This is a genomic window from Micromonospora sp. NPDC005172, assembly GCF_040608555.1.
Taxonomy (GTDB): domain Bacteria; phylum Actinomycetota; class Actinomycetes; order Mycobacteriales; family Micromonosporaceae; genus Micromonospora.
This window is the reverse complement of record NZ_JBEXIL010000032.1, coordinates 36,144-55,747: the sequence shown is the minus strand read 5'-3', so window position 1 is coordinate 55,747 and position 19,604 is coordinate 36,144. Positions and strand designations below refer to the sequence as shown.

Annotated in this window: 17 protein-coding genes and 1 riboswitch; of the genes, 7 read left to right on the top strand and 10 right to left on the bottom strand. The window is 72.3% G+C overall.

The features are described 5' to 3' along the window. Positions 1–27: 27 nt before the first annotated feature. Genes ABZV06_RS21530 through ABZV06_RS21520 form a run of 3 tightly spaced genes read right to left on the bottom strand, consistent with a single transcriptional unit; the run spans position 28 to position 3,233 of the window. Positions 28–1,323 carry an acyltransferase gene (locus ABZV06_RS21530; RefSeq protein ID WP_355238878.1) on the bottom strand — a complete coding sequence of 432 codons (1,296 nt, stop codon included), beginning with the start codon at positions 1,321–1,323 and terminating at the stop codon, positions 28–30. A 21-nt stretch (positions 1,324–1,344) separates the two neighbouring features. After that, positions 1,345–2,319 carry an NAD(P)-dependent oxidoreductase gene (locus tag ABZV06_RS21525; protein WP_355623625.1) on the bottom strand — a complete coding sequence of 325 codons (975 nt, stop codon included), beginning with the start codon at positions 2,317–2,319 and terminating at the stop codon, positions 1,345–1,347. A 23-nt stretch (positions 2,320–2,342) separates the two neighbouring features. Continuing rightward, positions 2,343–3,233, bottom strand: a complete 891-nt coding sequence (locus ABZV06_RS21520) for a glycosyltransferase (protein ID WP_355238884.1) — start codon at positions 3,231–3,233, stop codon at positions 2,343–2,345. 209 nt (positions 3,234–3,442) lie between these two features. Here ABZV06_RS21520 and ABZV06_RS21515 point away from each other — a divergent pair, with 209 nt between their 5' ends. The 4 genes from ABZV06_RS21515 (at position 3,443) to ABZV06_RS21500 (ending at position 7,243) form a co-directional block, all read left to right on the top strand. Then, on the top strand, positions 3,443–5,002 hold the full coding sequence (locus tag ABZV06_RS21515; RefSeq protein ID WP_355623622.1) for a glycosyltransferase family 39 protein: 1,560 nt from the start codon (positions 3,443–3,445) through the stop codon (positions 5,000–5,002). Positions 5,003–5,063: 61 nt separating this feature from the next. Next, complete coding sequence (locus ABZV06_RS21510; protein ID WP_355623619.1) at positions 5,064–5,795, top strand: histidine phosphatase family protein; 732 nt, start codon at positions 5,064–5,066, stop codon at positions 5,793–5,795. After that, the gene (locus tag ABZV06_RS21505) at positions 5,779–6,648 is read left to right on the top strand and encodes an NAD(P)H-hydrate dehydratase (protein WP_355238893.1); all 870 of its coding nucleotides are present in this window, start codon (positions 5,779–5,781) and stop codon (positions 6,646–6,648) included. Before ABZV06_RS21510 ends, ABZV06_RS21505 begins: the two co-directional genes overlap by 17 nt. A gap of 94 nt (positions 6,649–6,742) precedes the next feature. Beyond that, entirely contained in the window at positions 6,743–7,243 is a 501-nt protein-coding gene (locus ABZV06_RS21500; protein ID WP_355238896.1) for a hemerythrin domain-containing protein, read from the top strand. A gap of 236 nt (positions 7,244–7,479) precedes the next feature. Here ABZV06_RS21500 and ABZV06_RS21495 read toward each other — a convergent pair whose 3' ends face one another. Beyond that, positions 7,480–8,286, bottom strand: a complete 807-nt coding sequence (locus ABZV06_RS21495) for an SDR family NAD(P)-dependent oxidoreductase (RefSeq protein WP_355623616.1) — start codon at positions 8,284–8,286, stop codon at positions 7,480–7,482. A gap of 151 nt (positions 8,287–8,437) precedes the next feature. Continuing rightward, positions 8,438–8,527: riboswitch (ZMP/ZTP riboswitch) on the top strand. A gap of 18 nt (positions 8,528–8,545) precedes the next feature. On the opposite strand from ABZV06_RS21495, the gene ABZV06_RS21490 reads away from it, so the two are divergent. Then, the gene (locus ABZV06_RS21490; protein WP_355238902.1) at positions 8,546–9,982 is read left to right on the top strand and encodes a glycine hydroxymethyltransferase; all 1,437 of its coding nucleotides are present in this window, start codon (positions 8,546–8,548) and stop codon (positions 9,980–9,982) included. A gap of 77 nt (positions 9,983–10,059) precedes the next feature. Here ABZV06_RS21490 and ABZV06_RS21485 read toward each other — a convergent pair whose 3' ends face one another. The 6 genes from ABZV06_RS21485 to ABZV06_RS21460 form a co-directional block, all read right to left on the bottom strand. Then, complete coding sequence (locus ABZV06_RS21485; RefSeq protein ID WP_007460594.1) at positions 10,060–10,320, bottom strand: hypothetical protein; 261 nt, start codon at positions 10,318–10,320, stop codon at positions 10,060–10,062. After that, a complete protein-coding gene (locus ABZV06_RS21480) occupies positions 10,320–11,636 on the bottom strand; it encodes a PLP-dependent aminotransferase family protein (RefSeq protein ID WP_355623613.1) in 1,317 nt (438 codons plus the stop codon). The genes ABZV06_RS21485 and ABZV06_RS21480 overlap by 1 nt, the downstream gene beginning before the upstream one ends. 4 nt (positions 11,637–11,640) lie before the next feature. Then, positions 11,641–12,756: an alpha-hydroxy acid oxidase gene (locus ABZV06_RS21475; protein WP_355623611.1), complete on the bottom strand. Its 1,116-nt coding sequence runs from the start codon at positions 12,754–12,756 to the stop codon at positions 11,641–11,643. After that, positions 12,749–13,735, bottom strand: coding sequence for an alpha/beta hydrolase (locus tag ABZV06_RS21470; RefSeq protein ID WP_355623608.1), 987 nt, complete (start codon positions 13,733–13,735; stop codon positions 12,749–12,751). The genes ABZV06_RS21475 and ABZV06_RS21470 overlap by 8 nt, the downstream gene beginning before the upstream one ends. A gap of 9 nt (positions 13,736–13,744) precedes the next feature. Then, positions 13,745–14,956, bottom strand: coding sequence for a cytochrome P450 (locus ABZV06_RS21465; RefSeq protein ID WP_355238914.1), 1,212 nt, complete (start codon positions 14,954–14,956; stop codon positions 13,745–13,747). Between the two features lie 66 nt (positions 14,957–15,022). Continuing rightward, entirely contained in the window at positions 15,023–16,327 is a 1,305-nt protein-coding gene (locus ABZV06_RS21460) for an SGNH/GDSL hydrolase family protein (protein ID WP_355238917.1), read from the bottom strand. Between the two features lie 285 nt (positions 16,328–16,612). Here ABZV06_RS21460 and ABZV06_RS21455 point away from each other — a divergent pair, with 285 nt between their 5' ends. Next, complete coding sequence (locus ABZV06_RS21455) at positions 16,613–18,178, top strand: AMP-binding protein (protein ID WP_355623605.1); 1,566 nt, start codon at positions 16,613–16,615, stop codon at positions 18,176–18,178. Further along, complete coding sequence (locus ABZV06_RS21450; RefSeq protein WP_355623602.1) at positions 18,175–19,395, top strand: MFS transporter; 1,221 nt, start codon at positions 18,175–18,177, stop codon at positions 19,393–19,395. The genes ABZV06_RS21455 and ABZV06_RS21450 overlap by 4 nt, the downstream gene beginning before the upstream one ends. The last annotated feature ends 209 nt before the right edge of the window (positions 19,396–19,604 follow it).

Here is a 19,604-nt window from a genome sequence, read left to right as displayed (position 1 = left end):
GTACGACGTGCGGGCGGACCCGGTGGGCTACCGGCCCGGGACCAGCGTGGCGTGCTGCTGCGGCAACTCCTCCGTCGGGCCGCCGACGGAGGCCGGCTGCGGCTCCTCGGCCACCGCGGTCTGCTGCTCGACCGGCACCGGCTGCGACGAGCGGCGGGCCACGAAGCCCGGCGTCCAGTCCTTCAACCGCAGCGCCGGCCGCTCGACGAGCTTCCACGAGATGAACGCGGCGACGAAGGCGACCGCGACCGACATCGCGGCGAACGGCACGTACCCCCAGCGGCTCCACCCCAGGCTGGCCATCACCTGCTGGCCGACGAACCCGTAGATGTAGATGCCGTACGAGTAGTCGTTCTTCCGGCCGACCCAGTGCAGTTGACGCGGCATCCGCACCGACAGCCACACCAGCAGGTACGCGAACGCCGGCAGCCCGATGACGAAGAAGCCACCGAAGAGCAGGGACAATCCCAGCGCCACGGCCGAGGAGATGCCGAGCGCGTCGTTGATCGGCACCCGCTCGCGGTAGAGGTCCAGCGTCGCGCCGAACGCGAACAGGAAGCCCAGGTAGACGATGTAGTGGAAGCTCATCACGCCCACCAGGGGCGAGTCGAACGACCAGCTCGCCGTGGACGCCGGTCCGCTGAACTGCCCGGAGCTCACCCAGTCCTGCACGATGCTCAGGTAGAGCGCGACGGTCAGGAACAGCACGAACCGGCGGGCGTTGCGCAGCACCGCGGTGATGGCCAGGACGCCCACCACGACGTAGCAGAACATCTCGTACTTGAGTGACCACAAGGCGCCGTTGAAGACGCTGGAGCCGCTCTTCTCGCCCCACGGGGTGGTCGCCTTGAGCAGGTCCTGGATGCCGTACTGACGGACACCGGTCCACCAGTTGGCCTGGAGGTAGGCCAACGGGCCGCCGCGGTCCCAGGCGTTGTCGAAGAAGCCGGCGGTGGTGCCGTGCTCGCGCAGGGCGACCAGCGGGGCGACCACGAGCGCGGTGATCAGCAGGCACACCCACAGGCCGGGGAAGATGCGCAGGGCGCGGTGCCAGGAGTAGCGGATGATGCCGGTACGCCGGGCGCTGCGGGTGATCAGCAGACCGGAGAGCACGAAGAAGCCGTACACGGCCATGGTGCCGACGTTGGTCTGCCGGCCGGTCAGGTGGTAGCCGAGGTCGTTGGCACCGAAGCCGAGCGGCTTGGAGTGTGACAACACGACGCCGACGGCGAGGCAGAGCCGGATGAGCCCGATGCCGTTGCTGCGGCCGGAGAGCAGATCGGCAAGCGTGCCACGGGAGCGGACGAGGGCGGGGGTAGTCATGCGGTCAGAACCTCTCGACCATCAGGCGGGCACCTCGGCGCCGGCGTGCTCCCACAACTGCTTCATCTCGGTGTGCAGATCATCGCTCGGCGACCAGCCGAGCACCTCGGCGGCGAGCCCGACGTCCAGCCGCTGCCAGTTCGTCTCGGCCGGGCCGGTCTGCTCGGCCTCGACCAGGTCGGTCGGCACCCCACTGGAGTCGATGAGGAGCTGGACCATATCACGGGCGCTGGCGGCTACTCCCCGACCGATGTTGATCACATGGCCGGCCGCTCCGGGTCGGGTCGTGGCCAGCACGACGGCGGCCACCACGTCGCTCAGGCCCACGAAGTCACGCCGCGAGCCGAGCGGGGCCAGCTCCAGGCGGGCGCGCTCACCGGCGCGCTGGGCGTCGCGCAGCCGACCCGCGACCACCCCGAGCAGGCTGTGCCCGGGCTGGCCGGCGCCGATGACGTTGCCGACCCGCAGCGTGACGCCCTCGATCAGGCCCGACCGGTCGGCCTCGCTGACCGCCGTGGTGCAGCGCAGCTTGAATTCGCCGTACGGCATGACCGGCGCGGGTCGCAGCCCCTCGGGCATCGAGGTGTCGACCGGTACCAGCCCGTACTCGTGCACGCTGCCCAACTGGACCACCCGGACCCGACCGGGCAACCGGCCGGCGGCCTCGATCAGCCGCTCGACCAGCGTCACGTTGACGGCGAGCATCTGCGCGTCGTTGAGCCCCCACATGCCGCCCGCGGAGTTGATCACCACGTCCGGGGCCAGCTCGCGGAGCATCTCGGTGATCTCGTCGACGTCGGCGGCGGCCAGGTCCAGGGCGCGGACCGCGACGCCCGGCCCGATGTCACGCGGGGTACGGGCGACGGCGACGACGGTGTGGCCCTGGTCGGCCAGGGCCCGGCAGATCGGGCGACCGAGGAATCCGGTGCCGCCGAGCACCACCACCCGTCGCCGCTGTCCGGCGTCCCGCGACGGGTTCCGTTGCTCGATGATCATGAACTCTCCCTGACTGCGGTCGCTCATCGGCCCGGCCCGAACGCGTGCCGCGACAGGCTCTTCACACCCGTCATCCGGCCCGCGAGGACCGCGGTCGGCAGCAGCGTCACGGCGTGCAGCCGGGAGGACATGTAACGGCGGGCCGCCCGCGCCGCCCGGGGCCAGCCCTGCTCGTCCATCCGCCGGGCGACCTGGACGAAGTACGCCCGCGCCTCGGTGAACCGGGTGCCGGTGATCGCGTCGGCGGCGGACTTGCTGACCGCGTGCCGCCGGTACTGGAAGCACAGGGTGGTGTCCACAGCCATCTGCTCGCCCCGCTGGATCAGGTCGATCACCAGCGCGAGATCCTGGATGACCTGGAACTCCTCGCGGAAGTCGACGGCCTTGAGGGCGTCCGTCCGCCAGCAGATCGACGGGAAGTAGAACCAGCAGCCGCGCAGCAGGCTGGCCGCCAGATCCTCGCCGCCCATCAGCTCCCGGGACTCGACGCGCGGCGCGTAGAGGCGGCGCTTGGCCTCGTCGACGATGGTGTTGACCACCGTGCCGTTGGCGTCGATGATCTCGACCCCCGGCTGGACCATGCCCACGCCCGGGTACTGCTCGATCACCGATCGCACCGTGGCGACGTAGTTGGGGTGCATGATGTCGTCCGTGCCCATCATGACCAGATACTCGTGCTCGGCGAGGCCGACGCACTTGCGGTAGTTGCCGGTGATGCCGAGGTTCCGCTCGTTGCGCTGGTAGCGGACCCGCTCGTCGGTGATCTGCGCGAACCACTCCGGCACACCCGGCTCGGTGCCGTCGTCGACCACTGTGAGACGCCAACCCGGATCACTCTGTGCCATCACGCTGCGGACCGCCGCCTGCATGAGGGGCACGCTCCCGTAGTACGGCAACATGATGTCGACAATCATCGGTTCCCCGGGCCTTACTGTGCGTGGTGGACGTGCGCGACGGGCGCGGGCCACATTATCAGGCGTGGCGTCCGAATCCAGTACCGGCGAGCCGGCCCCGGGCCCGTCACGACACCACGGCCGGTGACCGGGACGACGGGTCCTCCGGCGACCACGGTGGCGGCTATCATCGTCGCGCCCCCTCCCCGCTCGCCCCCGATCGGACGCCGATGCCAGACCGCGCCGTCACCACGGACGCGCCTTCCGCGCCTACCGACGCGGGGCCGCCCCCGCCCGCCCCCGAGCCGGAGCGGCGGCGACTGTCCTTCGCCCGCCGGCTCGTGCTCAGCGTCTGGTTCTGGCCCACGGCGTTCGCGGCCCTCGCGGTCGGCTGGCGCCTCGGCAGCCCAGAGATGTGGCACGACGAGCTGGTCACTGTCGACGTGGCGACCCGCTCCACCGGGCAGATCCTGGGGATGCTCGAGAACGTCGACGCCGTGCACGGGGCGTACTACCTCTTCATGCACGGCTGGACGAGCCTGTTCGGCACCGGCCCGGCGGTCGTACGGCTGCCGTCGGCGCTGGCCATGGTCCTGGCGACCACGTGCGTGGCGCTGGTCGGGCGTCGGCTCTTCGACCGCACGGCGGGGGTCGCCGCCGGCTTCGTCTTCGCCCTCGTGCCCACGGTCACCCGCTTCGGGCAGGAGACCCGGTCGTACGCCTTCGTCGTCCTCGCCGCGGCCGCGGCCACGCTGTTCCTGCTCCGGGCCCTGGAGAAGCCGGGCTGGCTGCGGTGGATCGCGTACGCGCTCAGCGTGGCCGGTATCGGTCTGGTGAACGTGGTGGCGCTCACGCTGCTGCTCGGGCACGGGGTGGCGGTGTTGATCCACTGCTGGCGTGAGCGCCGCTGGTGGTCGCCGGCCTGGTTCGTGCTCGCCGCCGCCGCCGGGGTGGGGATCGCCGCCCCGGTGATCCTGCGCGGCATGAAGCAGGCGGGACGGCAGATCAGTTGGATCCCGGACAGCGCGCCCTGGACGGTCTGGGAGCAGGTCTTCGGCTCGGTGCTGCTGGCCGCCGCGATCACCGCGCTGGCGCTGGTCGGGGTGCTGACCCACCTGCGCCGCGACGTGGCCGCGCGGACCGCCGCCGCCGCGGTGATCGCCGCTCTGCCGGTCCCGGTGATCCTGGTGGCCTCCACCGGCGACATCAACTACTTCTTCTCCAAGTACCTGCTCTTCCTCGTACCGGCGTGGGCGGTGCTCGCCGGCGCGGCCGTCGGCGCGCTGCGCCGCGCGCCGCTGGTCGCGGTGGGCGTGGTGGTGCTCGCCGCGCTGAGCGTCCCCGGTCAGCTCGCGTTGCGCGGGGAGTACTCGCACGGCTGGTACACGTATCCGCAGAAGCGGGCGTTCGCGCCGCTCTCCTACTCGGAGGCGGCGCGGGTGATCGAGGCCGGCTACCAGCCCGGTGACGGCCTGGTCGCGGGTGGCCCCTGGTGGTGGATGCACGAGCCCGGCGTGCGCTACTACCTCCCCGCCGACATCTCGCCGCGCAACGTCTTCCAGGAGCGGTCGGCGGCAGCGCGTGACGAGCTGTTCGGCGCGGACTGCGCCAGCCCGGCCCGCTGTCTGCGCGACGAGCCGCGGCTCTGGGTGCTGCTGCCGACGGTCACCGACGCGCCGCTGACCGGTCTGCCGAAGAAGCAGTCCGCCGCTCTCGCCGAGCGGTACGAGGTGGTCCGCGTCACGCACGTGACCGGACTGACCGTGGCCCTGCTGCGCAAGCGCGGCTGAGCCGACCCCGTCCCGGGCGCGCCCACGGTTACGCCGTGTCGCGCCCGGGTAGGGGGTCGGCATGGCGGAACTGTCGACGCTCTGGATCATCCGGCACGGGGAGAGCACCGCGAACGTGGCGGCCACCCGGGCCGAGGAGACCGGCGCGGACGTGATCGCACTGAGCCACCGCGACGCCGACGTGCCGCTCTCGAACACCGGCGAGGAGCAGGCGCGGGCGACCGGCCGGTGGCTCGCCGGCCTGCCCGAGGACCGGCGGCCCGACGTGGCCGTGGTGTCGCCGTACCTGCGGGCGGTGTCCACGGCGAAGCTGGCGCTGCACGGCACCGGGGTGCCGGTGAGCCGCGACGAGCGGCTGCGCGACCGGGAGCTGGGCATCCTGGACGGCCTGACCGGGCACGGGGTGCAGCGGCGGTTTCCCGACGAGGCGGAGCGCCGCGCCCGGCTGGGCAAGTTCTACTACCGGCCGCCCGGCGGTGAGGCCTGGACCGACGTGGCGCTGCGCCTGCGCGCGCTCCTCGGTGACCTGCGCCGTGACCACGAGGGTCAGCGGGTGCTGCTCTTCGGTCACGACGCGCTGGTCTTCCTGCTGCGCTACCTCCTCGAGGGCCTGACCGAGCCGGAGTTGATGGCGTTGACCCGCGAACACGTGATCGCCAACTGCTCGATCACCGACTGGTCCGCCGACGAGCAGGGCAGACTGCGGCTCGGCGGTTTCAACGAGGTCGGCCACCTGCACCGGCAGGGCGCCGAGGCGACCAGGGAGGACGAGATCCATGCCGAACCGGTCTGAGGTTCAGGTGATCACGCCGGCGCTGCTGCGGGACTGGGCGCTGCCCGTACCCGCCGGTGGCAAGGAGAGCCGGGGCACGGTGCTGGTGATCGGCGGCTCCCGCTTCACCCCCGGGGCGGTCCTGCTCGCCGGGGTGGCCGCGCTGCGCGCCGGCGCCGGGGTGCTCCAGCTCGCCCTCGCCGAGTCGACCGCGGCCGCGTTGAGCATCCAGGTGCCCGAGGCGCTGGTGGTGGGGCTGCCGGAGACGTCCGACGGCACGGTGGCCGCCGACCGGGCCGGGCAGCTCCGCGAGTTGGCCGGCGCGGCGGACGTGGTGGCCCTGGGCCCGGGGTTGACGGACATCGACGAGACCTCCCGACTGCTGGACCTCGTCCTGGAGGCGGCCGGGCCGGACACCCCGCTGGTCCTGGACGCGTACGCCCTCGGCGCGCTCAGCCACGAGCCGAAGCTGCTGGTCGGCTCGGGCCGCCCGGTGGTGCTCACTCCCAACGTCACCGAGGCCGGTCACCTGCTCGGCCGGGACGCGGGCGACGACCTGGGCGCCGAGGCCGCCGAGCTGGCACAGCGGTACGAGGCGGTGGTCTCGCTCTACGGGCACGTGGCCGCCCCGGACGGGCGCGGGTGGCGGGAGGAGAGCGGCGACGCGGGCCTCGGCACGTCCGGCAGCGGAGACGTGCTCGCCGGCCTGCTGGCCGGGCTGCTCTCCCGAGGCGCCGACCCGGCGCAGGCCGCCTGCTGGGGTGCCTTCGCGCACGCCGTGAGCGGCCAACGGCTGATCCCCCGGTACGGCCGGATCGGTTTCCTGGCCCGGGAACTGCTCGACGAGATCCCGCGCACCCTGGCCACGGTCTGAGCAGGCGGTATCCGCCGCGTTCGTCCGTTTCGCCGCGCACTCTCGGGGTACCGGATCGACATCAGCCAAGCTATCGAACAAGGGGGGCACACCGGTGTCGACCGATGCCATCGTCCTGCTCAAAGAGGACCACAAGGAGATGCGCCGCCTGTTCAAGGCCTTCCAGGACGCCGAGGAGGGGCCGGCGAGCCAGCGGCAGAAGCTGGTGGACCAGATCCTGGAGGCCCTGACAGTGCACACCTACCTGGAGAACGAGGTGATGTACCCGGAGGTCCGCCGGCTCCTGCCCGACCTGGAGGACGACATCCTCGAGTCGTACGAGGAGCACCACGTGGCCGACCTGCTCTGCCTCGAACTGGCCAGCATGGACGCCAAGGACGAGCGCTTCACCGCCAAGACGACGGTGCTGATTGAGAACGTCACGCACCACGTCGAGGAGGAAGAGGAGGAGTGGTTCCCGAAGGTCCGCGAGGCGTTGGGCCGTAAGCAGCTCCAGGAGATCGGCGAGAAGATGATCGCGCTGCGCGCGGACGCGCCGCGTACCCCCACCGAGCCGAAGGCGATCAAGAAGGCGCGCGACGCCGTGACCGCCTGAGGCACCCGCTCACACCGAAGGGCCCGGCGAACTGCCGGGCCCCTCGTCATGCCGCCCACCCCGCCCCCGGCCCGCCGGCCCGGCGGGCTCCCCCGGCCCCTCGCCCCCGCGATCTTGCACTTTATGTTGCCGATTGGCGACGTTTAGTGCCGTTTCGTCACGACAGAAAGTGCAAGATCGCGGGAGGCGAGGCGGGGTCGGGGAGGCGGGGGCGGGGGCGGGGGCGGGGCGGGGGGTCAGTCGCCCGAGCCCGGCTTGGCCATGAGACGGTGCTGTTCGGACTTGAGCTTGTCCGGGATGATCTTCCCGGCAGCCGTCTGCACCTTGTTGATCAGTGAACCCGCCGTGACGGTCTGGTCACCCCTCATCATCGCCGCGAAGCCCTGCGCGGCTACCTCGGCCGGGTCGTCCTTCTTGCCGGAGCCGACCCGGGTGTCCCGCATCTCGGCCCGGTCGAAGAAGGCGGTGTCGGTCGGCCCGGGCATCAACGCGGTCACCGTGACGCCGCTGTCCTTCAGCTCGTTGCGCAGCGCCTCGGCGAAGGACTGCACGAACGACTTCGAGGCGTTGTAGACCGCCTGGAAGGGGCCCGGCATCGTCGAGGCGATCGACGAGGTGAACAGCACGCGGCCCGCGCCCCGCTCGACCATCCCGGGAAGCAGTCGCTTCGCCAGGTGCACCGTCGACCGCACGTTGAGGTCGACGACCTCCAACTCGTCGCGCAGGTCGGTGCCGCCGACGAACGCGCCCCCGGCGCCCCGCCCGGCGTTCAGCGCCAGCGCGTCCAGGGGACGTCCGGTCGCGGCGACGGCGCTCACCAACTCCTCGACGCCCTGCTCGGTGGACAGGTCGACGCGTACCGGATGGATCTGGACGCCGCCATCGCGGCGCAGCTTGTCGGCCGCCGCGGTGATGCCGGCGTCCTCGGCGGCCACGATCAGGTCGAATCCGTGCTCGGCGAACTGCACGGCCAGTTCGTACCCGATGCCGCTGGACGCTCCGGTCACCAGAGCTGACGGTCGACCGGTGGTGGGTGTGGTCATGGGTGTCGACTCCTCTCGTGGCAGGGACTGCCGCACCCGTTGCCGGCGCGACGTCCCCCTTGTCGAATGCCCGAGCGCGGGCCGTCCAACCACCTCGGCGCGCTCGCGTCGGGAGTCGCGCGGCTCGGTCGACGCCCGGCCCGGTAGGATCGGCGCGGGCCGTTACTGGCGCGTTGGGATGGACAACCATCGGGGAGCGGCCCCGTCACGAGGACGTTTGCCGAGCGCCTGGGCCTTCCGCACGTACGTAGGAGGTCGCATGTCGCACAACGCCGAGTCCAGCGCATTCCGGAGCGCCCTCGAGGTGATCCGGGCCGTCGAGCCGCGGGTGGCCGACGCCATCGGTGCCGAGCTGACCGACCAGCGGGAGTCCCTCAAGCTCATCGCCAGCGAGAACTACGCCTCCCCGGCGACGCTGCTGGCGATGGGCAACTGGTTCAGCGACAAGTACGCCGAGGGCACCGTCGGCCGCCGCTTCTACGCCGGCTGCCAGAACGTGGACACCGTCGAGGCGCTCGCCGCCGAACATGCCCGGGAGCTGTTCGGCGCGGCCCACGCGTACGTGCAGCCGCACTCGGGCATCGACGCCAACCTGGTCGCGTTCTGGGCGGTGCTCGCCGACCGGGTCGAGTCCCCCGCCCTCAAGAAGGCCCAGGTCCGTCAGGTCAACGACCTCACCGAGGCGGACTGGTTCGCACTGCGCCGCGAGCTGGGCAACCAGCGGATGCTCGGCATGTCGCTGGACGCCGGCGGGCACCTCACCCACGGCTTCCGGCCGAACATCTCCGGAAAGATGTTCGACCAGCGCAGCTACGGCACCGACCCGGCGACCGGCCTGATCGACTACGACCGGGTGGCCGAGGCGGCCCGCGAGTTCAAGCCGCTGATCCTGGTGGGCGGCTACTCGGCGTACCCCCGGAAGGTGAACTTCCGGATCCTGCGCGAGATCGCCGACTCGGTCGGCGCGACCTTCATGGTCGACATGGCCCACTTCGCCGGTCTGGTGGCCGGCAAGGTCTTCACCGGCGACTTCGACCCGGTGCCGCACGCGCACATCGTCACCACCACCACCCACAAGTCGCTGCGCGGCCCGCGCGGCGGCATGGTGCTCTGCCAGCCGGAGCTGGCCGACCAGGTCGACCGGGGCTGCCCGATGGTGCTCGGCGGTCCGCTGCCGCACGTCATGGCCGCGAAGGCGGTCGCGCTCGCCGAGGCTCGCCGCCCGGACTTCGCCGACTACGCGCAGCGGATCGTGGACAACTCGCAGGCCCTCGCCGAGGGGCTGCTGCGCCGGGGCGCGACGCTGGTCACCGGTGGCACCGACAACCACCTGGTGCTGATCGACGTGTCCGGCTACGGGCTCACCGGCCGGCAGGCCGAACAGGCACTGCTCGACTCGGGCATCGTCACCAACCGCAACTCGGTCCCGCAGGACCCGAACGGCGCCTGGTACACGTCCGGCATCCGGATCGGCACCCCGGCGCTGACCACCCGGGGGCTGGGCGCCGCCGAGATGGACCAGACGGCGGAGTTGATCCACACCGTGCTGACCAACACCACGGCCGGCGCCAACGCCGACGGCACCCCGTCCAAGGCGAAGTACACGCTCGACGCCGACCTGGCCGACAAGGTCTCCCGCCAGGCCACCGACCTGCTGGCCCCCCACCCGCTCTACCCGGGCATCGACCTGGCCTGACGGCCGGCCCCGACCCCGCACGCCCCCGTCGATCATGGAGCCGTGGTGTTTCCACGATCGACGGGGCGCGGCGGGGGTCAGTTCAGGGGGCGCTTCAGGTGGTAGCGGTGGACCTCGGTGCTGCCCTGGACGTTGTTGACGTCCTCGGCTGCCGACACCAGCTCCCAGCCCTCCCGGCCGGCGCGGTTGAGGTGCGCGATGGCCGTGTCGCCGTAGGCGGTGATGTCCTTGCGTGACCCGTCCGGGCCGTACCAGACGAACGAGACGGTGAAATTGCGACCCTGTCCCTGATAACGGCGGACGAGCAGGGCGTACTCCCAGGCAACCATGCGGCCCATTATGACCGTCCACCCAGGAGCTCGTCAGTGATGAGGGCGGCGAGCCGGTCCAATCCCACGTCGATCTGCTCCGGTGTCACCGCGCTGACCGACAGCCGCAGCGCCCGCACCGGCGCGGTGTCGTCGTAGAAGTGCGCCATCGGGGTCCAGAGCACGCCGTAGTTCCGCGCCGAGGTGTCCAGCAACGCGTCGTCGACCGTGAACGGCACCGTCACCACCACGAAGAACCCACCGGCCGGCACCGTCCAGCGCACCTCCGGGCGGTCCGCGAAGCGCCGGGCCAGGCCGGCCACCAGGTGGCGCAGGTTGCGGGCGTACGCGGCCCGCTCCCGGGTGTTCGCGGGCACCAGGCTGCACCCGTGCTCCAACAGCCGCCCACCGATCACCGCCTGCGCGAGGGGTGAGGTGTTCACGGTGACCATGCTCTTGATCATGGCGAGCTGGTCGGCGAACGGGCCGAGCCGGCCGTCCGGTCCGGCCACCCGCTGGTCGGCGACCACGTAACCCACCCGCGCGCCGGGCAGCACCGTCTTGGCGAAGGAGCCGAGATAGACGACCCGCCGGTCGGTGTCCAGCGCCTTCAGGGTCGGCGGACGCGGCCCGTCGGCGACGGCGAACAGCCCGTACGGGTTGTCCTCCAGCAGCAGCAGGTCCTCCTCGGCGGCCAGCGTGAGCAGCCGCTGCCGGTCGGCGACGTCGATGCTGACCCCGGACGGGTTGGCGAAGTCCGGCATCACGTAGCAGGCACGCGGCCGCAGGCCGGCGTCCCGGGCCCGACGCGCCTGGGCCCGCAGGTCGGCCAGATCCACACCGGACGGTCCGCCCGCGACCGGCCACACCGGCAGGTCCACCAGCCGGGCCGCACCGGTCAGCCCGACATAGGTCGGGGCGACCGCCAACAGCACGTCCGTCGGCCCGGCCCGCAGCGCCCGCAGCACCAGGAACATGGCCTCCTGACAGCCGACGGTCACCACCACGGCCTCCGGGTCGACGGTGATCCCCTCGTCGAGGGCGAGGTTGCGGGCGACCAGGTGGTGCACGATGCCCTTGGTCCGGCCGTACTGCAACAGCAGCCGTCGCGCCTGCTCGGCCGAATGTCCCAGCTCGTCCACGAGATGCCGGTGGAACGTGTCCAGGTGCCGGTGCACCGCGGCGACGTCGAGGAACTCCTCGTACGGGCGGCCGGCCGCGAGCGACACCGCCGTCGGGTACCGTTCGGACACCTCGTTGAGGAAGTTCATCGAGGTCAGCGCCGGATCGCCCAGCGCGGGGTGCAGGTCGGCGGCGTCGAGGTCGGCCGGTTCGGTCGGGGCCACCGGATCAGCCCGTCCCGAGCGTCCGCAGCCCGGCCGCCGCCGTCGGATCGGCACAGCCGGCGAGGGTGAGCGCGTCCCGCACCTCGGCGGCGAGCAACGCCAACGCGTCCTGCGCGCCCTGCCGTCCCCCGACGGCGAGCGCCCAGAGCAGCGGACGGCCGACCAGGACGCCCGCCGCGCCCAGCGCCAACGCCCGCAGCACGTCGCTGCCGCCACGAATGCCGCTGTCGAGCAGCACCTGACAGCCGTCGCCGACCGCGTCGACGACCTCCGGCAGCATGGTGACGCTGGCTGGCGCGCCGTCCAACTGTCGACCGCCGTGGTTCGACACCACCACCGCGTCCGCCCCGATCCGCACCGCCTCGATCGCGTCGCGGGGATCCAGCACCCCCTTGACGACAAGCGGCAGGTCGACGTGCTGACGCAGCCAGGCCAGGTCCGCCCAGCGCAGGGCCGAATCGAACGACGCGTCGGTGTGCGCGGCGATCGCGGAGACACCGGGAACGCCCGCGTGGGCGAGCGTGTCCCTGCCGTTTGGCAGGTTGGCGGCGACCACGTCGGCCGGCAGGCGGAACGCGTTACGCAGGTCGCGGGGGCGTCGGCCGAGCACCGGGACGTCCACGGTGACGACCAGGGCGCGGCAGCCGGCCGCGACGACCCGGTCCAGCAGGTCACGGACCAGGGTTCGGTCGCGCAGCCAGTAGAGCTGGAACCAGACCGGGGCGCCGGTGGCGGTGATCTGTTCGATCGGCGTGCTGCTCAGGGTGCTCGCCACGTAGGGCACGCCCGCCGCACGGGCCGCCGCCGCCAGGCCCGCCTCTCCGTCCGGGTGCACGAGCCGCTGGTAGGCCATCGGCGCCACCCCGACCGGCAGCGCGTACGACTGGCCGAGCAGCCGGGCTCCGGTGTCCACCGTGTCCCGGCCGCGCAGCACCCGGGGCAGCACGGCGACCCGGTCCAGCGCGACCCGGTTGGCGGCCAGGGTCACCTCCGCCCCGCCACCACCGGAGACGTAGTCCCACACGTCCGGGGCCAGCACCGCCCGCGCCCGCTCGCCGTAGTCGGCGAACGTCACCTCGGGCGTCGCGGTCGGCCGGTCGGCCAGGGCAGGCTCAACCACCGCGTACCCCCGTGCCCTCCGGCTCGGCCGGAGCCGCCTGTCGATTCGCCGGCAGCCCGAACCGGTCCCGCAGGAACGCGGCGGCGCTGTCCTGTGCGCGCCGGCCGTCGGTGAACACGCCGGGCATGGCGAAGAACCCGTGGATCATGCCCGGGTAGTGGTCGACGCGGGCGGGCACACCGGCGGCGCCGAGCCGCTCGGCGTAGCGCTGCCCCTCGGCGCACAGCGGGTCCAGCTCGGCGGTGATCACCAGGGCCGCCGGCAGGCCGGACAGGTCGTCGGCGCGCAGCGGCGACGCCAGCGGGTCCCGCGACTGCTCCGGTTCGGCCAGGTAGTGCGTCCGGTACCAGGCCACCGAGTGGCGGTTGAACAGGGTGGGGTCGTCGCCGACCGGCCCGGACGGCTCACCGCCGATGTCGGTGTTCGGGTAGACCAGCAGTTGCGCGGCGAGCGCGGGCCCGTCCGCGCGGCACAGCAGGGTCACCGCCGCGGCGAGGTTCCCGCCGGCGCTGTCCCCGCCCACCGCCAGCCGGGTCGGGTCCACGCCGAACCGGTCGGCGTTCTCGGCGATCCAGACGGTCGCGGCGTGACAGTCCTGCACCGCCGCCGGAAAGGGGTGCTCCGGCGCCAACCGGTAGCCGACGGTCACCACCTGGCACGGCACCGCATTGGCCAGCCGTCGGCAGATGCCGTCGGCGGTGTCGATGCTGCCGAGCGTCCAACCACCGCCGAAGAAGTACAGCAGGGTGGGCAGTGAATCCGACCCGGCCGGCCGGTACACGCGGACGGGCAGGTCACCGCCCGGGCCGGGGACGTGCTCGTCGCGTACCTCGAAGACCTGCTCGACCGCGCCGCCGCCGGCGCGGATCGCGGCCAGGTCCGCGGCGCGGGCCTCGGCGAGGGTCTGCACGTACAGCGGCGGTGTGCCCGCCGCGGCGCGGGCGGCGCGGTAGGCCGCCACCTCCGGATGCAGGGCCATGCTGATCTCCTATCCGCCGGTGCTGACCAGCAGCTTGTCGATGCCACGCAGGAAGAGGCTGCCGCTGTACGTCGGGGTCTCGGTGACCGCGAGCCGGGGGAACCGGGCGAACAGGCGGGGCAGCGCGAGACGTCCCTCCAGTCGGGACACCGCCGCGCCGAGACAGAAGTGCAGGCCCACCCCGAAGGCCAGCGACGGCGGGCCGGTGCGGGTGGGGTCGAAGACGTCCGGATCGGGGAACCGCGCCGGGTCGCGGTTGGCCGCGCCGACGATGATCAGCACGTTGGCGTCCCGGGCGACCGGAACACCGGCCAGCACCGTGTCCTCCGGCGCGGCCCGGGCGAGGAAGTGCACGGGACTCTGCAGGCGCAGTACCTCGTCGACGCATCCGGAGGCGAGGGCGTCGTCGGTGGGCAGCGCGGCGACCGTCTCCGGGTGGGCCAGCAGCAGCGGTAGGCCGTTGCTGAACATGTAGACGGTGGTGACGAAGCTCGCGTTGAACAGCACGATCAGATTGCTGATCAACTCCTCCTCGGTCAGCTCCACCTCACCCGAGCCGACCGCCTCCACCAGCGCGCTGATCAGGTCCTCGCCGGGCGTACGACGGCGGTGGGCCAGCAGATCCCGGTAGAACGCCCGCAGCTCCTGCGCCGCGGTGTTGGCCGCGGCCAACCGCTGCGGGGTCTTGCCGGCCACGTCCAGGAACTCGTCGATGCGGTCCACCCGGTCCCGGTACCAGGGCAGATCCCCCGCCGGGATGCCGATGAACTCGGCCATCACCAGCGCGGGAATCGGGTACGCGAAGTCGGCCACGAAGTCGACGACGCTGTCACCGGCGTCGGCCATCCTGTCCAGCAACTCGTCGACGACGCGCAGGATCACCGGCTCCAGGGCGCCGAGGCGACGCGGGGTGAAGGTGCGGGAGAAGACCTGCCGCATCCGGGTGTGGTCGGGCGGGTTGATGAACATCATCGACGTCTGGAAGGTCTGCAGGATCTCGTGCTCCTCCCAGCCGGGCGGCGGCTGTTTGGTCCACCGGGGATCGCGCAGCATCTGATCGATCACGTCGTAGCCGACCGCCACCGCCGCCACCGTGCGGTGCTCGGCGCGCGGCGGCACCGCGCTGACCGGCCCGAGCCGGTGCAGGCGCGCGTACCACGGGTACGGATTCTGGCGGCCCTCTTCGCTGTAGAGGCCGGTGAGCAGGTCCTGCACCGTCATGACGTACTCCTCCCCAGGATGTCGGTGCTCCGGGGGCGGCGGGGTCGCCCCGCCGCCCCCGGGGTGTCACAGGCCGAGCAGCCGTAACGGCACGGCGTCGGCCATCGCCTTGTTGCCGGCGTCGTTCGGGTGGATGTGGTCCCCCGAGTCGTACGCGGGCAGCAACTGGCTGGGCTTGGCCGGGTCACGCAGCACCCGGTCGAAGTCCAGCAGTCCGTCGAACTCCCGGCTGCCCCGCAGGTACGTGTTCACGGCCTGCCGGGTGGCCTCCTTCTCCGGCGTCCACACGCCCGGAGCGCCATGCCCCTCGTACGGCGTCAGCGTGGCCACCAGGCTGGTCAGCCCGCGTTGCTGGAGCTGCTGATTGATCTGCCGCAGGGTGGCGATGATCGCCTCCGGCGAGTCGTTGGACATCCAGATGTCGTTGATGCCCAGGTGCGTGACGACGGTACGCACCCCGGTCTGGGCGAAGACGTCCTCGTTGAGGCGGGCCGCCGCGTTCGGACCGAGCTGGAAGTAGCCGGGGTAGTCGGCCGCGCCCGGCTCGGTGCCCTCGTGGTTGAGGCGGTTGCCGGCGAGGCTGAGGTTGAGCACGCCCGGGGTGCGCTTGTCGGGCCGGTCGGCGAGGAGCCGGTCGGAGAGCAGGTCGGGCCAGCGCCGGTTCGCGTTGACGGTGCTGCCGTTGCCGTCCCCGATGGAGTCGCCGAGCACGACCAGCGCCCCCGGGCTGGCCCTGCGCTGCACGTCGACGCCGGACAGGAAGAACCAGCAGCAGGTGGGACGGATGGTGAAGCCCGCGCCGTCGGCCGCCCCGGTCAGGTCACCGGCGCCGATGAAGTTCGTCTGCTGGGACTGCCCGTGGAAGGTGGTCGGCCCGGTCGGCGTCGGGAAGTGCAGGGTGATCACCAGGTCGCTGTCGTCCGCGACGGCGAAGGTCAGCGGGTCGCTGAGCAGCTCCGCGCCCCGGTTCATGGTCGCCGAGGCCGCGCCGGTGAAGGTCAGAGCCCGCAGCGTGGCCGGGTCGACGTCGGACACGTCGTCGACGGTCGCGGTGTTCGGTCGGGCGACGGTGGCGCGGCCCACCCGGACCGCCTGCTCGCCGTAGAGGTTGCTCAGCCGTACGCGCAGCGCCGGGCCACCCACCGAGACGTGCACGACCATCCGGACGCTCTGGTCGTTCAGGCCGGTGTTGGTCAGACCGACCGAGTTTCCCCGGGTGACGGCCGCGGCCCAACTGCCCGCCCACTCGTCGCGGTCCGGCCGGCCGGCGGCGGTAGGCGATCCACCAGCGGTGGCGACGACGGCGGGTGTTCCCGTGACCAGTAGCGCCGCGACCGCGGCGACCACGTGCCATCTCTTCGGGGTCGACATTGAACCTCCATCGTGTGGCAGCCCAGGGCCATCCGCTGACGGCTCCCGCCTGGACGATGGTCCAGAAACCTAGCCGCCGCCGATGACGGGCGTCAATCGACTGATCGACACGATCAAATGTCCTCCGGGCCTGCGGTTTCGCCCTTCGGCCCGGTCCCGGCGCGCCCTCGCCGGCCTAGGCTCGCAGGCGGCGGCGGTGCGGTCGCCGAACGCGCCCTCACCGCCCGCGACGTCGCCGGGAACCGACCCGGAGACCGCCGCTCGAATCCGATGGGGGTTTGCCGGATGACTGAGGGACCCGGGCACGCGACCTATGTGGACAGGGCGCTCGACCTCTTCGCCGACTTCGGCGACCGGGAGGCGCTGGTCGGCGGCGGGCAGCGCCTCACCTACACCCAGGCCGCCGCGCGCACACGCGCGATGGCCGCGGCCCTGACCCGCCACGGTGTACGGCCCGGGGCGGCGGTGCTGGTGACCATGGCGAACGCCGTGGAGGGTCCACTGCTCCAGCTCGCGCTGCACCTGATCGGCTGCCGGACGATGTGGGTCGCCCCGGTCACCGCCCGCCGGGAGGTCGACGAGTTCATCCGGCTGGCCCGCCCCGACGCCCTCGTCTACGACGCCCGTGACCCGGCCAGCCTGGGGCCGGAGCTGGCCGCCGCGCTGCCCGGCGTACCGGTGTGCTGCCTGGGTCCCGGCGGCGCGGGCCCGGACCTCACGGCCGACACCGAGCCGGACGGTCCCGTGGCGCTGCCGACGGCCGCCGCCGCGCCGGAGTCGTTCCTCCAGACCAGCGGCACCACCGGCGCACCGAAGCTGGTGCACCACACCGAGAGCTTCTACGCCCAGATCCTCACCCTCGCTGCCGACTTCCGCGCGGCCGGGTTCCCGCTGCTACGGCACCTGTCGCACTCGCCCATGTGGCTGGCCAGCGGCCAGATCACCACCCTGTTCAACCTGTTCACCGGCGGAGTGCTGTTCCTGCGCGACGACTGGGACCCGGCGGCGTTCGTGGCCACCGTGCAGCGGGAACGGATCAACTCCACCTTCGTGACCCCGCCGATGCTCTACGAGCTGCTGGACCACCCGGCGCTGGTGGGCGCCGACTTCTCCGCCATGTTCATGTTCAACGTGGGCGCCGGGCCCGCCGCGCCCGCGCGGCTCCGCCAGGCCATCGCGCGGTTCGGCCCGGTCCTGCGCATCGTGTACGGCCTCAGCGAGGCCGTCGTGATCACCGCGCTGCCCGGGCTGACCGACGACCCGGAGCACCCGGAACGGCTGCGCTCCTGCGGGCGACCCTACGGCGACGTACGGATCGAGATCCGCGACGACGACGGCGCCGTGCTGCCACCGGGGCACGACGGCGAGGTGTGGGTGCGTAGCCGGCTCAGCTTCGCCGGCTACCACGGGCAGCCCGAGCTGACCGCGCAGACGCTCGTCGACGGCTGGGTCCGCACCCGCGACATCGGCCACCTCGACGAGGACGGCTACCTCTACCTGGTCGACCGGGCGCACGACATGATCGTCACCCACCGGCGGAACTGGGCCATCTTCTGCCGCCCGATCGAGGACGTGCTGGCCGGGCACCCCCAGGTACGGTCCGCCGCCGTGATCGGCGTACCGGACGAGGAGGTCGGCGAGGTGCCGTTCGCCTACGTGGTGACCGCGCCGGACGCGACCGTGACGGTGGCGGAGCTGATCGACCTGGTGACCGCCGAGCTGAACGAGATGTGGGCGCCCGCCGGGGTGGAGTTCGTCGACAGGTTGCCGGTGAACCGTTCGGTCAAGGTGGACAAGCGGGCGTTGCGCGCGGAGTACGCCGCGCGGCGGGCGGCGGCGGTCGGCGCGTGACACCCCGCCGGCAGTTGGTCGTCCTGGTCGGCGCGGATCTGGTCTCCAACCTGGGTACGCGCATCTCGGTGGTGACCATCCCCTGGCTGGTGCTGGTCACCACCGGCAGCCCGACCAAGATGGGTCTGGTCGCGTTCGCCGAGACGCTGCCGTACCTGCTGTCCAGTGCCCTCGGCACGCCCTGGGCGGACCGGATGGGCCTGCGCCGGACCTCGATCCTGTGCGACGCGGGCAGCGCGGTGGCCATGGTCGTCGTCGCGCTGACCCCGTGGCTGGGCTTCGCCCCCCTGGTGGCGCTGGTCGCGGTCGCCGGGGCGCTGCGCGGCATCGGGGACCGCGTCAAGCACGTCATGTTCCGGCCGGTCGCCGAGGCCGCCGGGGTGCCCCTGATCCGTCTCACCTCGGCGTACGACGGGTTGAGCCGGGTCGTGACGTTGTTCGGCGCCGCCGTGGGTGGCCTGTTGATCGCCGCGTTCGGGGTGACCGAGGCGATCCTCATCGACGCGGCCAGCTTCGGGATCTGCGCGCTGCTCATCGGCCTCCTGGTCCGCCCCCCGGCCGCCCCGACGGCCCCCGCCGCGCCGGTGGGCTACCTCCGCGCGCTGCGGGACGGCTTCGGCTACCTCGGTCGGGACCGACCGCTGCTGGGCATGCTGGTGGTCGTCTCGGCGCTGAACATGGTGGCCAACGCGAGCGTGGCCGTCTACATCCCGTTCTGGGTCGCCCGGGAACTGCACGGTCCGAGCGGGCTCGGCCTCGTGCTGGCGGCGTTCTCGGCGGGCGCGCTGCTGGGAAACGTGGCGTTCACCGCGCTCGGACCCCGGCTGCCCGGCCGACTGACGTTCCTGATCGGCGCGACGGTCGCCGGCACACCCCGGCTGGTCGCCCTGGCGATCAGCGACGAGCTGCCGGTCGTCCTCGTGGTCACCTTCCTGTCCGGGATCGGCATCGCGGCGGTCAACCCGCTGCTCGGTGTGGCGCTCTACGAACGGGTGCCACCGGACCTGCAGACGCGGGTGCTCGGCATCGCCGGATCGCTGGCCTTCGTCGGCCTACCGGTGGGCGCGCTGCTCGGCGGCTGGTCGGTGGACGCGTTCGGCCTCACTCCGGCGCTGCTGGCCATGGCGGCAGCCTGCCTGCTCGTCACCGCATTCCCGCTGGTGGCCAGGGCGTCCAACCCGAAGGCGCCGACGCCCACACCTGCGGCGACCGCCTGACGTCCCGCGGCGCAGCGGCGCAGCGGCCCAGCGGCCCAGCGGCCCGCAACCGTCTCGTGCGCCTCCTTTGCTCTGCTTCAACCCACGCACCACTTTCGAGGGCTCGGTGTTGCCTGGGTTGAAGCAGAGCAAAGGGGGCAGGTGAGGTACGGCCAGGCCCGCACCTACCGGACACCTGGACCTCCAAAGGCACCTGTCCCGAGCGCTGG